The 12,332-nt window shown below is 72.8% G+C and carries 10 protein-coding genes; 5 read left to right on the top strand and 5 right to left on the bottom strand.

The features are described from left to right. Positions 1-29 precede the first annotated feature (29 nt). The 3 genes from ACIHFD_RS02570 to ACIHFD_RS02560 are packed head-to-tail and all read left to right on the top strand — an operon-like array spanning position 30 to position 2,896. Positions 30-428, top strand: a complete 399-nt coding sequence (locus ACIHFD_RS02570; protein ID WP_350722531.1) for a hypothetical protein — start codon at positions 30-32, stop codon at positions 426-428. Between the two features lie 33 nt (positions 429-461). After that, on the top strand, positions 462-959 hold the full coding sequence (locus ACIHFD_RS02565; RefSeq protein WP_397365242.1) for a SigE family RNA polymerase sigma factor: 498 nt from the start codon (positions 462-464) through the stop codon (positions 957-959). Continuing rightward, positions 956-2,896 (top strand): hypothetical protein, encoded by a 1,941-nt coding sequence (locus ACIHFD_RS02560; RefSeq protein ID WP_397365241.1) that lies wholly within the window; start codon positions 956-958, stop codon positions 2,894-2,896. Before ACIHFD_RS02565 ends, ACIHFD_RS02560 begins: the two co-directional genes overlap by 4 nt. Here ACIHFD_RS02560 and ACIHFD_RS02555 read toward each other — a convergent pair. Together ACIHFD_RS02555 and ACIHFD_RS02550 are read right to left on the bottom strand one after the other, a co-directional pair. Further along, entirely contained in the window at positions 2,893-4,377 is a 1,485-nt protein-coding gene (locus ACIHFD_RS02555) for a carboxyl transferase domain-containing protein (protein ID WP_397365240.1), read from the bottom strand. The two genes, ACIHFD_RS02560 and ACIHFD_RS02555, sit on opposite strands and share 4 nt — an antisense overlap. Before the next feature lie 143 nt (positions 4,378-4,520). Beyond that, positions 4,521-5,678 (bottom strand): CoA transferase, encoded by a 1,158-nt coding sequence (locus tag ACIHFD_RS02550; protein ID WP_355194669.1) that lies wholly within the window; start codon positions 5,676-5,678, stop codon positions 4,521-4,523. A gap of 77 nt (positions 5,679-5,755) precedes the next feature. Between ACIHFD_RS02550 and ACIHFD_RS02545 the strand changes: the two genes are divergently transcribed. Beyond that, complete coding sequence (locus ACIHFD_RS02545) at positions 5,756-6,328, top strand: uridine kinase (RefSeq protein WP_397365239.1); 573 nt, start codon at positions 5,756-5,758, stop codon at positions 6,326-6,328. Between the two features lie 69 nt (positions 6,329-6,397). On the opposite strand, the gene ACIHFD_RS02540 is transcribed toward ACIHFD_RS02545, so the two are convergent. After that, complete coding sequence (locus tag ACIHFD_RS02540) at positions 6,398-7,057, bottom strand: histidine phosphatase family protein (protein ID WP_397365238.1); 660 nt, start codon at positions 7,055-7,057, stop codon at positions 6,398-6,400. Positions 7,058-7,128: 71 nt separating this feature from the next. On the opposite strand from ACIHFD_RS02540, the gene ACIHFD_RS02535 reads away from it, so the two are divergent. Beyond that, positions 7,129-9,087 (top strand): hypothetical protein, encoded by a 1,959-nt coding sequence (locus tag ACIHFD_RS02535; protein ID WP_397365237.1) that lies wholly within the window; start codon positions 7,129-7,131, stop codon positions 9,085-9,087. Here the strand turns inward: ACIHFD_RS02535 and ACIHFD_RS02530 are convergent. Both ACIHFD_RS02530 and ACIHFD_RS02525 read right to left on the bottom strand, forming a co-directional pair. Continuing rightward, positions 9,072-11,087 (bottom strand): PQQ-binding-like beta-propeller repeat protein, encoded by a 2,016-nt coding sequence (locus ACIHFD_RS02530; RefSeq protein WP_397365236.1) that lies wholly within the window; start codon positions 11,085-11,087, stop codon positions 9,072-9,074. The genes ACIHFD_RS02535 and ACIHFD_RS02530 overlap by 16 nt on opposite strands. A 57-nt stretch (positions 11,088-11,144) precedes the next feature. After that, positions 11,145-12,320 (bottom strand): DegT/DnrJ/EryC1/StrS family aminotransferase, encoded by a 1,176-nt coding sequence (locus ACIHFD_RS02525; protein ID WP_397365235.1) that lies wholly within the window; start codon positions 12,318-12,320, stop codon positions 11,145-11,147. Positions 12,321-12,332: the final 12 nt, after the last annotated feature.

Raw genomic sequence — 12,332 nt, 5'->3', positions numbered from 1 at the left:
TCGCTCAGGCGACCGACGAAGGAGGGCGCGTGAGCGACGACGAGATCATGCCGGTCGCGTCCGGCTTCGTGGCACGCTTCGACGGCCGCACGCTGCCCGCCGCCCTGGGCCCCGACAACGACCAGGTGGTGCTGTTCAGCGAGGTCGAGCTGGACGGGTTCGATCCCGCGTCGGGCTACTGGCGCAGGGTGGTGGCCAGGTCGCAGGTGGAGTGGCTCGTGCTGATCCGCACGGTGGGGGCGTTCGGCGGCGAGCCGTGCATCGTGATCGACGAGGACGACGACGGGCTGCACATCGCCTACACGGGGCACAGCGGCATGAAGGCGGAGGCGCTGGGCTACTGGCTGGTCGACCACGGCGCCTACGAGGTCGTGGTGCCCCGCGAGGAGGTCTTCTCGATCCGCGTCGAACGGATTCCGGTCCCCTAGTCAACCTGCCACCGTTCCGGGTGTCTCTATGAGGTGACCGAAACAGCGACCACGACGCAGCCGTCGTTCGCCGAGCTGTTCGCGGCCCAGTACCACTCTCTGGTACGCCTGGCCGGGCTGCTCGGCGCGGACGACCCTGAGGACATCGCCCAGGAGGCGTTCGCCCGGCTGCACACAAGGCGGTTGCGCGACGACGGGGCCGCCCTGGCCTACCTGCGCTCCACCGTCTGCAACCTGACGCGCAACCGCCTGCGCCACCTCAGCCTCGTACGACTGCGCCGCCCCGACCCTCCCGAACCGGCGCGCAGCAGCGAGCACGCCGTGCTCGCCTCCGAGGAGCACCGCGAGCTGCTGGCCGCCGTGGACCGGCTGCCGCGCCGCCAGCGCGAGGCGCTCGTCCTGCGCTACTGGCTGGACCTGTCGGAACGCGAGATCGCCGACGCCATGGGCGTCTCGCCCGGATCGGTGAAGACGCACGCGAGCCGGGCCCTGGCGGCCCTGGGCAAGGCTCTGAAGGAGGAGGACGCGTGAACGACCTGGAAGAGCGCCTTCGAGCCGCGTTCGACGCCCGCGCCCGGAGCTACGAGCCCGACCCGCACGCCTGGGCGCGCATCATGGAGCGCCGGCCGCGGCGCCGATCGGCCCGGTGGCTGCTGGCCGCGCTGCCGGTGGCGCTGCTGACGGTGTTCGTTCCTGTGCTGCTCAACGGGGGCCTGGGCAGGAACACCGCGATCGACCCGACCGGGATCTACCAGCAGCTCATGAAGGAGCGCACGCCCCTCGGCAAGGAGGCGTCCGTCGACAACCCCTCCGAGGGCAAGCCGCTGCGGATCTGGTTCGCCAGAGGGAAGCTGGGCTATCCCGAGGTCTGCTACATCGTCGAGCGGGCCGCCGGCGAGCCGTACGGAGCCTGCACCGACGCCGTCGCGTGGGAGGACGTGGACGCCTGGTACGTGGGCAGCACGCTGCGGGACGGCGCGGCGACCGCGATGGACTGGGGGCTGGCACGCGAGGACGTGGGCGCGGTGGCCGGTGTCACGAAGGGCGGGCAGGAGTTCCAGGGCACAGTGCGGAGCCTGGACGGTGCGCCGTACCGGCTGTGGACCGTGACGTATCCGGCTCAGGAGCCCATGTCCAAGATCCGGATCTCGGACGTCGACGGCCAGGGCCTCGGGTGGTGGTCCCGCGACGGCCTGTTCCTGCCGGACGGGCAGCCCATGAGCGCCCCCATGGAGCTGTCCCAGGGCATCTTCGTCCAGCCGTACCGGACGAAGGAGGGGACGCGGCTGAATTGGTCGCGTCACGGCGCCGAACTCTCGCAGATGCCCCCGGCGACAGACCATGCGGTGACCGTCAGCGGTCGGCGGGACATGATCATCGGCCTCGCCCGCAAGGACGTGGCCAGGATCGAGGTCTCGTTCGGCGGCGGGAGCACGGCGAGCGTCGTGACCAGGCCTGATCCCTGGAACCTGGGCGTCACGGTGTTCGCCGCCATGAGCCCGTCCGACGACCCGGCCGAAAGTCGCCGCGTCACCGCCTACGACGCGTCGGGCAAGCAGGTCTGGAGTAACGAGGAACCGGCCATGACGGCGCCGGACGTGACCGACAAGGTCGCCGGTAAGGTGATGACCCTCCCGGGCACCGAAGGCTCCGGCCGCCCGGTACGCGTCTGGTTCCCCAAGAGGTCCGATGAAGCCAACGAGTTCTGCTTCACCGGCGGCCCCGCGCCGAGCAACAGGGGTATGAGCAGCTGTCTCGTCGACTTCCCGCGGAACTCCCGCTCCTTCCAGGAGGTGACCACCTACCTGCCGGACCCCGGCGCCGACATCTACTTCGGCCCGGCCCTCGCGGACTGGGAGTCCGTCGAAGCGGTGCTCTACGACGGGCGACGGGTGCGCGCCTCGTTCCTGCGCGACACGGGCGCCCCGTACCCGGTCTGGCACGTCAGCGTCCCGCGCGGCACCGAGGTCGGGGGCTTCGTCATGAAGGCGAAGGGCAAGCCGGACCAGCAGGTCCCGAAATACAGCAAGAGCTGCACGAAGCGGGCAGAGAGGTCCGAGGCCGCCCGCCAGACCCTGCCGGCGGGCATCACGGCTCTCCTCGTGCCGGGCTGCATGGCCTTCTGGGAGAACGGCGAGGCCGCGCCGCTGCCCGGGCCGCTGCCCGGCGCGCGGCTGAGCGATGTGCTCGACGCCGCGCGACCAGTCCAATGGATCAGCAATGAAAAGGCCTGGTACGGCTACGCGCCCGCGGGCACGGTCAAGGTGGAGCTGCGCATGAAGGGCGGGGCCACCGCGACGGCCGAGGCCGTCCCGGACGCGTGGGGGCAGAACGTGACGCTGTTCGCGGCCCCGGTTCCCAAGGGAGCCCCCAAGGGCGGCGAGACCGTCGCCCTCACGGGCTACGACGCCGGCGGCAAGGAGCTGTGGAGGTACGAGCTGCCCAAGCAGCGAAGCGCTGCTTCCTAGCCGAGGTTGCGGTAGCGGGCCCGGCGGGCCGCGAAACGGTCCGCCGGGCTCAGCTCCAGCAGGTTCGCGATCTCGTACTCCAGCGCCCGCCCCACCCGCTCGCAGAACTGCCGCGGCTCGTACGCGGCGTCCGGCACCTCCGGGACGACCCGGTCCACGATGCCGTCGCGGCGCAGGTCGGTGGCGCGGATGTGCTGGGCCTGGGCGATCTCGGGCGCGAAGTCCACCGAGCGGTAGAGGATGGCCGAGGCGCCCTCCGGCGGCAGCGGCGACAGCCAGGCGTGCTGGGCGCAGAGCACCCGGTCGGCGGGCAGCAGCGCCAGCGCCGCCCCGCCCGCCCCCTCGCCGAGCAGCAGGCACACGGTCGGCGCGTCGAGCATGACCAGCTCGGCCAGGCAGCGGGCGATCTCGGCGGCCAGCCCGCCCTCCTCGGCCGCCTTCGACAGGTCGGCGCCCGCCGTGTCGACGACGGTGATCAGGGGCAGGCCCAGCTCGGCCGCCAGCCGCATGCCCCGCCGGGCCACCCTGAGCCCGGCCGGGCCGAGGGGCGAGTTGGTCCGCTGGACCCGCCGGTCCTGGCCGAGCACCACCGCCGGCGCCGTGCCGAACCTGGCCAGCGCGAGCAGCAGCCCCGGCTCGTTCTCACCCTCCCCGCTGCCGCTGAGCGGGGTCACGTCGGTGGCGGCGAGCTTGAGCAGCGTACGCACGCCGGGCCGGTCGTCGCGGCGCGAGCGGGTGATCGCCTCCCACGCCTCCACGGGCCGCAGGTCCTCCTCCGGAGGAGTGCCCGCCTCCACCCGCGACCTGTCGTCGGCGAGCACGCCGAGCGCCCTGATCGCGATCTCCCGCGCCTCCTCGGCCGCGACCACCGCGTCGATCAGGCCCTTGCGGTGGAGGTTCTCGGCAACCTGCACGCCTTCGGGGAACGGGTAGCCGTGCAGCGACTCGAACACCCGCGGCCCCATGAACCCGATCAGCGCACCCGGCTCGGCCGCCGTGACATGCCCGAGCGACCCCCACGACGCGAACACCCCGCCCGTCGTCGGGTGCCGCAGGTAGACCAGGTAGGGCAGGCCCTCGCTCCGGTGCAGCTGGATCGCGGTGGTGATCTTCACCATCTGGACGAACGCGAGCGCGCCCTCCTGCATCCGCGTGCCGCCCGACGCGGGCGCGGCCAGCACCGGCAGCCGCTCGCGGGTGGCCCGCTCGACGGCGGCCGTGAACCGCTCGGCAGCCGCCACCCCGATCGAGCCCGCCATGAACGAGAACTCGCACGCCACCACGGCCACCCTGCGGCCGCCGAGCAGCCCTTCGCCGGTGATGACGGACTCGTCGTAGCCGGACTTGGCGCGGGCCGCGGCCAGCTCGTCGGCGTAGGGGGAGCCGGGCGGCGCGGGGTCCGCGGGCGGCGCGTCCCACGACTTCCACGACCCCCGGTCGAGGATCGTTTCGATCAGTGTGCGCGCGTCCGGACGGCTCACTATCGCTCCCTAAATGTCGGCCAGCCTTGCAATGTTGACGCACGAATTGTTCCTGGCCGAGCTCCGCTCGGCGAGTTGCGATGGATGTCCTCGCTTTCGCTGCGGATCCATCGCAACGATCGTCCGGTGCCGCGAAATGCGGATCATCGTTCACGCTCTTCGAGCCAGGCGAGCACGGCGTCGCCGTCCTGGCCGAGGGCGGGTGGCGCGGTGTGCTCGAACCCCTCGAGACCGTCGAAGCGCAGCGGCGGCCCGGGCAGCTCGATCGTGCCCAGCACCGGGTGCTCCACCTCGACGACCAGCCCCTGCGAGCGGGTCTGGTCCCAGGCGTAGACCTCGTCGAGCGTCCTGATCGCGCCCGCGGGCACGCCCTCCTCGCCCAGCCTGGCCAGCCAGTGGGCGCGGTCGTGGGCCGCCAGGGCCTTCTCCATGTCCGCGATCAGCTCGTCCCGGTGCGCGAACCTGTCCCTGTTGGTGGCGTACTTCGCGGCGTCGGGGTCGATACCGAGGAGCGTGGCGACCTTCTTCCACTGGCCGTCGTTGGCCGCGGCGATCTGCAGCATGCCGTCGGCGCAGCGGAAGGCGCCGTAGGGGGCGATGGAGGCGTGGTGGTTGCCGCCGGCCGCCGGCACCTTGCCGCCGACCGTCCAGGCGGTGCCGTGGTAGGCGTGGACGCCGGTGATCGCGGCCAGCAGCGAGGTGCGTACGACGCGGCCCTTGCCGGTGCGCTCGCGCTCGTAGAGGGCGCCGGTGACGCCGTACGCGCCGTGGATGCCGGCGAGCAGGTCGGCGATGGAGGCGCCGACGCGGTAGGGCTCGTCGGGCGACGGCCCGGTCAGCGACATCAGGCCGGCCTCGCCCTGGGCGATCTGGTCGTAGCCGGGCCGTCCGCCCTCCGGGCCGTCGTGGCCGAAGCCGGTGATCGACAGGATGACCAGGCGGGGGTTGAGCTCGTGGAGGCGCTCGACGGAGAAGCCCAGGCGGTCGAGCACGCCGGTGCGGAAGTTCTCGATCAGGACGTCGCTCTGGCGGACGAGGCGCTCGATGAGCCGCTTGCCGTCGGCGGATTTGAGGTCGACGGCGATGGACTGCTTGTTGCGGTTGGCCGCCAGGAAATAAGTCGAAATTTCGTGATCCGGTCCGACGAACGGCGGTCCCCACCCGCGCGACTCGTCACCCCCGTCCGGATGCTCCACCTTGATCACCCGAGCGCCCAGGTCACCCAGCATCTGCGCCGCGTGCGGCCCGGCCAGGGCCCTGGACAGATCGAGCACGACGATATCACCGAGGGGTCCGAGCAAGATCAACCTCCTGCTTGCATTCGGGGCGAAAGAACATTCTCTCAGTAGCCCACACCACGTCTTCTACCCTGGGTCCGGTGAACCACCTGGCCGATCGCATCATGACCCTGCGCCCCTCGTGCGGCCCCGTCCGGCTGGTGGCCGTGGACGGGCCGGCGGGGGCGGGCAAGACGACGTTCGCGGGGCGGCTGGGGGCGGCGCTCGGCTGCCAGGTGATCCACAGCGACGACTTCCCCGTGCCGTGGGAGGAGGGGCCCGGCGGCTGGTTCCACGCGCTGGAGTCGCAGGTGCTGGTCCGGCTCCGGGACGGCGAGCCCGGGGGTTTCCGCAGGTACGACTGGGTGCGCGGCGAGTACGCCGAGCACGTGGCGGTCCCGGTCGCGCCGGTCCTGGTCATCGAGGGCGTCGGCACGGCCCGCGCCTCGATCGCCCGCCTGCTGGCCTTCACCGTCTGGATGGACGCGCCGCGGGCGCTGCGCATCGCGCGGGTCATGGAGCGGGACGGGGCCGAGCTGGAGCCGCGGTGGCTGGAGTGGTTCGCGGCCGAGGAGAAGTGGTTCGCCGAGGACCGGACGCGCGACCGGGCCGACCTGATCGTCGAGACCGGGCCGGACCGGCCAGGGACGGGCGACGCCGCCGAGACCGGCTGATCGGAGACCGGCTAGAGGTGGCGGGAGCCGTCGAGACCGACCGGAGACGGGCGACGCCGCCGAGACCGGCTAGAGGTGGCCGACGTCGTTGAACCGGACGAGCCCGGAGGCGTCCCACACGGAGACGGAGGCGTTCAGCACCGGCGCGAACTCCAGGACGGCGGCCAGGTCCGCGTCCGGGCCGCCCGCCAGGACGTGGCGCAGGCCCAGCACCACCGAGTCGTGGGCGACGATCAGCACCCGCCGCCCGGCCGCGTGTTCGCGCAGGTCGGCGAGGAGATCACGGAGCCGCACCACGACGTCGGCCAGCGACTCGCCGCCGGGCGGCCGGAAGGCGTAGGCGCCCTCGGCCTCCCGCCGCGCCATCTCCTCGGGGAAGCGCTCTTTGATCGCGGCCAGGTTGTAGCGCGCGAACGCGCCCGCCTCCTGGTCCCTGAGCCGCCCGTCCACGGTGAGCGGGAGCGGGCCGGCGCCCCACGCCCGCAGGGCCACCCGCCACGTGTCGAGCGCCCGCAGGTAGGGCGAGCACCACACCACCTCGGGGGTCTCGGCGGCGGGCAGGCCCGCCAGCGACCGTCCGAACGCGGCGGCCTGCGCCCGGCCCAGGTCCGTCAGCGTGACCTCGTCGTCCCCGCGCTCGTAGACCAGGGGCGCCGACCCGGCCTCCCGGTGCGCGAGGTTGGCCTCGCTCTCCCCGTGCCGCACCGCCATGATCCGCGTCGGTCCCATCCCGACATCTTGTCACGGCACCCTCCTGCCAATTACGGTCAAGCCCGTTATATCGCTCTGGGAGGTCGTACGTGCGCACCATCCTCGCAACACTCCTCGTTGCCTTATCCCTCTCGACTCCGGCCCAGGCCGAATCCACCGCAGCCCCACCCACCGGGTGCGGCTTCCAGAACCTCGGCACGCTCCCGCTGACCGGCGCCACCACCGCCGGCACCGCGCTGGACGCCCGCCACCCGCAGGGCCCGCGCGTCTACTCGGTCACCTCCAGCGCCTCGGGCCCGGCGCTGCTCGGGATCAGGGACGCCCGCGACGGCCGCCTGATCGCCGAACGCCTGCTCCCGCTCGCGCTCGGCTCCTGGGCCGTCACCGTCGCCCCCGACCACTCCGTCTACGTCGGCAGCTACAACGCCACCGCCGGGGCGATGGGCCGCCTCTTCCGCTACAACCCGTCCACCGACCAGGTGAGCGAGCTCGGCATCCCCATCGCGACCGAGACGTTCGTCTGGACCGTCGCCGCCAGTCCCGACGGCTCGGCCGTCTACGGCGGCACCTCGCCCACGGGCAAGCTCTTCCGCTACGACACCGCGACCGGCGCCTTCGCCGACCTGGGCAGCCCGGTCCCCGGCGACCAGTACGTCCGGGACCTGGCCGTCGGCGAGGACGGCACCGTGTACGCCGGCGTCGGCGCGCGCAGCATGAAGGTCGCGGTGCTCACCCCCGCCGGCACGGTCGAGCGGGTGATCGACCCGCCCGTCGAGGGCAGCGGCTACGCCTACGACGTGGACGTGGCCGGCCGCTACCTGCTGGTCCGCTTCGTCACCTCCACCGGTGCCAACCCCATGGGCGTGTACGACCTGCGCAAGCGCGCGTGGAAGGACGTCGTGGCGGACGTCGACAACCTCACCGTCGGCGGCGGCAGGCGCGGCCACGACCTCTACCTGTTCCAGCACGACGAGCTCGTGAAGTACGACCTCAGGACCCGGAAGATCAGCAGGCTGGGCTTCACCGGGTACGGCGAGGGCGCCGCCCGCCCGCTCGGCTGGCTCGGCCACACCCTCGTCGGCACCAGCTCCACCGGCCGCATCTGGCAGTTCGACCGCAGGACCGGGCAGGGCCGGCTGCTCGACGGCACGCTGACCGGCCAGCCCGTCAGCATCCGCTCGCTCGGCACGGGCCCCGACGGCCGCGTCTACGCGGGCGGGTTCTTCACCGGCGGCCTGGCCGCCTACGACCCCGCCACGGGCCAGGCCCAGAACTGGCCGAACGTGGGCCAGAGCGAGGGCATCGTCACCCACAAGGGCAAGCTCTACCTCGGCGTGTACCCCGGCGCCCGGATCTACGAGTTCGACGGGACCGCCCCCAAACTGCTGCTGGACCTCGGCGGCCAGGAGCAGGACCGGCCCTTCGCGATGATCTCGGCGGGCGACCGGCTGGCGTTCGGCACGGTGCCCAAGGCCGGCACCCACGGCGGCGCGCTCGGCCTGCTCGACCCCGCCACCGGCCGCACCGTGATCAGGCGGGACATCGTCCCGGGCCACAGCATCATCGGCCTGGCCTACCGCGACGGGGTCGTGTACGGCGCCACCTCGGCCTTCGGCGGCACCAGCACGCCGCAGGGCGACGCCGTGGCGTTCGCGTACGACATCGCCACGGACTCGCTCAAGTGGCAGTCCACCCCCGTGCCCGGCGACCTGGCGCTCGGCTCGATCGCCTTCGACGGCGACGGGCGGCTGTGGGGGCTGACCCCGGACACCCTGTTCGAGCTGGACCCGGCCACCGGGCGGACCGTCAGGAGCGTGAAGCACCAGACCTACGCCTGGTCCAGCGCCACGCAGGTCTGGCTGGACACCAACCTCGTCTTCCACAAGGGCTACCTGTGGGGCAAGGTGCAGGGCAAGGCGTACCGGATCGATCCGGGGACGATGACGCTCGCGCTCATCGCCCGCCCGATCTCGAACCTGATCCTCGGCCCCGACGGCCACCTCTACCTCTCACGCTTCGAGAACTTCTCCACCTACCGCGTCTGCTGACGGGTCAGCCGGAACAGGCGCGGCCCCTCGGCGAAGTAGACGTCCCCGGACCCGTGCACCGCGAGCTGGTGCACGGGTCCCTGCCGCAGCACCGCGTGCCGTCCGGTCCGCGGGTCGAGGGAGAAGACGTCCTGGCCGGCGTGCGCGCCGTACAGGGTGCGGTCGCGCCGGTTGTACGCGAGCTGCCCGCTCGCGCTCTTGCTGTCCGACAGAGTGACGCGCGAGACCACCTTGCGGGCGCTCGTGTCGACCGCGAACACCTCGCCGCCCGCGATCCCCCACAGCCTTCCCCGGTCGTCGAACGTCAGCGCCGGGACGGCCGGCTTGCCCGCGGCGGGCACGATCTCCCACAGCAGCCGGTTCGCCTTCACCGACCACGCGAACAGCTTGGCCTCCGGCTGCGTCGGCGGCGTCGCCGACTGGCCGCTGTAGATGGACGTGCCGCCGTAGAGCACGCCGTCGCGGTAGGCGAGCGAGACGATGCTCTGGTCCTGGACGACGTTGCGCTGAGCGTGCTTGAGCGTCCCGGTCCGCGGGTCCCACACGGCGAGCACGCCGCCGAGCTGGCCGAGGTCGGGCATGGTGCCCGCGGCGAGGTAGCGGCCGGCCGACACCAGCGCCCGCGGCCTGATCTGCTTGTCGGCGGCGAAGTCGAACAGCCGGGCCGGGTTCGGCGCGGGGCCGGGCTCGGGGCTGGGCGAGTACTCGGTGCTGTTCCACGGCAGCGCCGGGTCGTAGGCGTAGACCCTGGCCTCGGGATAGGCGCCGACGTAGAGCTTGCCGTCGTGCGCGATCATGTCCTCGCTCTGCGAGAACGTGTAGAACTCCCTGTTCATGGTCTTCGGGTCCAGGGCGGCGAAGCCGCCGTTGAGGAAGCCGCCGGCGTACATGCGGTGGTCTGGGCCCTCCGCGAGCGCGGTCACGTCGATGGGCTCGCCCCTGACCGCCGTCTGCACGAACGACTTCGCGCCGGTCTGCGGGTTGTAGCGGAACATCAGCCCGCGCCAGAGCAGGCCGACGACGCTCTTCCCCGGATAGTCCGGCAGGCCCAGCTCGGCCCAGCCGATGCCGCGCGTGTTGGCCACCCGGCCGGTGAAGGGCAGGCCGGTCGGCGTCGTGGCCTGCGTACGGGGGTCGTAGCGGACCAGCTCGCCGCTCTTGACCAGGTAGACCGCGCCATCGGCGGCCGGGGGCGAGACGTCGAGGCCGTGTACGGCGTCGAGCGCGCCGGTCCACTTGCCGGCGCCGATGTCCCAGACGTGCATCGGGCCCGGGCTCGCGCCGCCGTAGCGGACGTAGAGGAAGCCGCCCGCGACGTTGACGTCGTACGCCCATTTGCCCGCCGTGTCGAGGCCGTCGGGCGTCGGGAGCTGCCTGGTCGCGCCCGAGGCGGCGTCGATCTCGAAGACGGCGGCCGGGGCCTCGGTGCCGGCGTAGATCTTCCCGTCGGCGTAGGAGACGCTGCGCACGTAGGCGTGGGCGGGCGAGAGCTTGCCGTAGTCGCGCACGCCGGTCGCGGGGTCGTAGGCGAACAGGCGGCCGCCCGGGGAGGTGCCGCCGTAGACGGTGGCGCCCTCGCCCGCGGCCACGGACCAGATGAAGTTCTCCGAGGGCAGGGGGCGGCCGAGGTCCTGGACGCCGCCCTGGTCCGTCCAGCGGTAGAGGCGGCCGTCGCCGTACGTGCCCGCGTACACGCTGCCGTCCGGGGTCGCCTCCACGGCCCAGGAGCCGCCGGCGCCCGGCAGGTCGTACCTGGCCACCTCGGCGCCGGTGGCGGGATCGACGGCGTTGAGGTGGGCGGGGGTGCCCGACGAGGCGCCCCACAGCACGGTCCGGCCGCCGGGGCCCGGCGCCACCACGCCGCCGATCAGCAGCACGTCCTCGAGGGGGACGCCGAGATCCTCCACACGGGGCGCCGCCGCGACCGCGGGGGCGGCGGCGCCGAGCACGGCGAGGGTGGCCGCCATGCCGCATGCCAGCATGCGCTTAATTAAGGTCATGGCCGAAACTTAAGATGGGGCTAGTTTCGCCGTCAATGACGAATTACGGCCAAGGAACTAATTGGCGAGCACCTTCGCGAGGGCCTCGGCGACGTCGCCGGCCGCCTCGGGGGCGTCCATGAGCATGGCCTGGCGTACCCACACCACGGTCCTGGCGGCCTCCTCGGCGCCCGGGCACGGCTCGACGCGGGTGCCCTCGGCGGTGAGGGCCTCCATCGTGCCGAGCGGCGGGTAGCCGGCGTCGAGCGGCACCCCCTCCGCGGCCATGGCGGCCAGCACGAATTCCCGGTCCACCCCGGCGTCGAGGCGCAGCATGAGCAGGTGGCGCGAGTCGCGGGTCGTGCCCTCCGGCGACGGCACCACACTCACCTCGGGAACGTAGGCCAGCTCGCGCTCCAGGGCGGCGCAGAAGGCGTTCCTGCGGTCGATCTCCTCGTCGAGGCGGTCCAGCCAGGGCAGCAGGAGCGCCGCCTGGATCTCGGTGAGGCGCAGGTTCCAGCCGACGGACGGGTGGCCGTACCAGCGGCCGCCAGGCGCGCGGCCGACGTTGCAGGCCGACCAGACGCGGTCGTGCACGGTCTGGTCGCGGCAGACGATCAGGCCGCCCTCGCCGGCGGTCATCGCCTTGCTCGCCTGGAAGCTGTAGACCCCCGCGTCGCCCAGACCGCCCACGGGACGGTCCCGGTACGTGGCGCCGTGCGCCTGGGCGGCGTCCTCGACGACCGCGAGGCCGTGCCGGGCGGCCAGGTCGTTGAGCGGGTCCATGTCGGCGGGGCTGCCCGCCAGGTGCACGGGCATGATCGCCGCGGTCCTGCCGGTCACGGCGTCCTGCACGGCTCGCGGGGACAGGTGCAGGTCCACCGGGTCCACGTCGGCGACGACGGGGACGGCGCCGGCCAGCAACACGGCGGTGGCCGAGGCCACGAACGTGTACGCCGGGACGATCACCTCGTCCCCCCTGCCCACGCCGAGGCCGCGCAGCGCGGCGAACAGGCCCAGCGTGGCGTTGCCCACGGCGACGCCGTACGGGACACCGGAGCGGCGGGCGAACGCGCCGGTCAGGTCCGCCACCACGGAACCGCCCTGCGTGGCTCCCCACAGGCCGCTCTCGAGCACCTTGGTGACGAGCTCGCGCTGCGCGGGGTCGAGGGGCGGCGGCCAGGCGGGCCAGGGGGCCGAGCGGACAGGAGTGCCGCCGTGGATGGCGAGCGTCACGGGGAGACGTCCCTTCACGAGTGGACCTTC

The organism is Nonomuraea sp. NPDC051941, from assembly GCF_044593615.1.
Note: the sequence above shows the minus strand (reverse complement) of the source record. Positions and strands in the feature narration are given on the sequence as shown.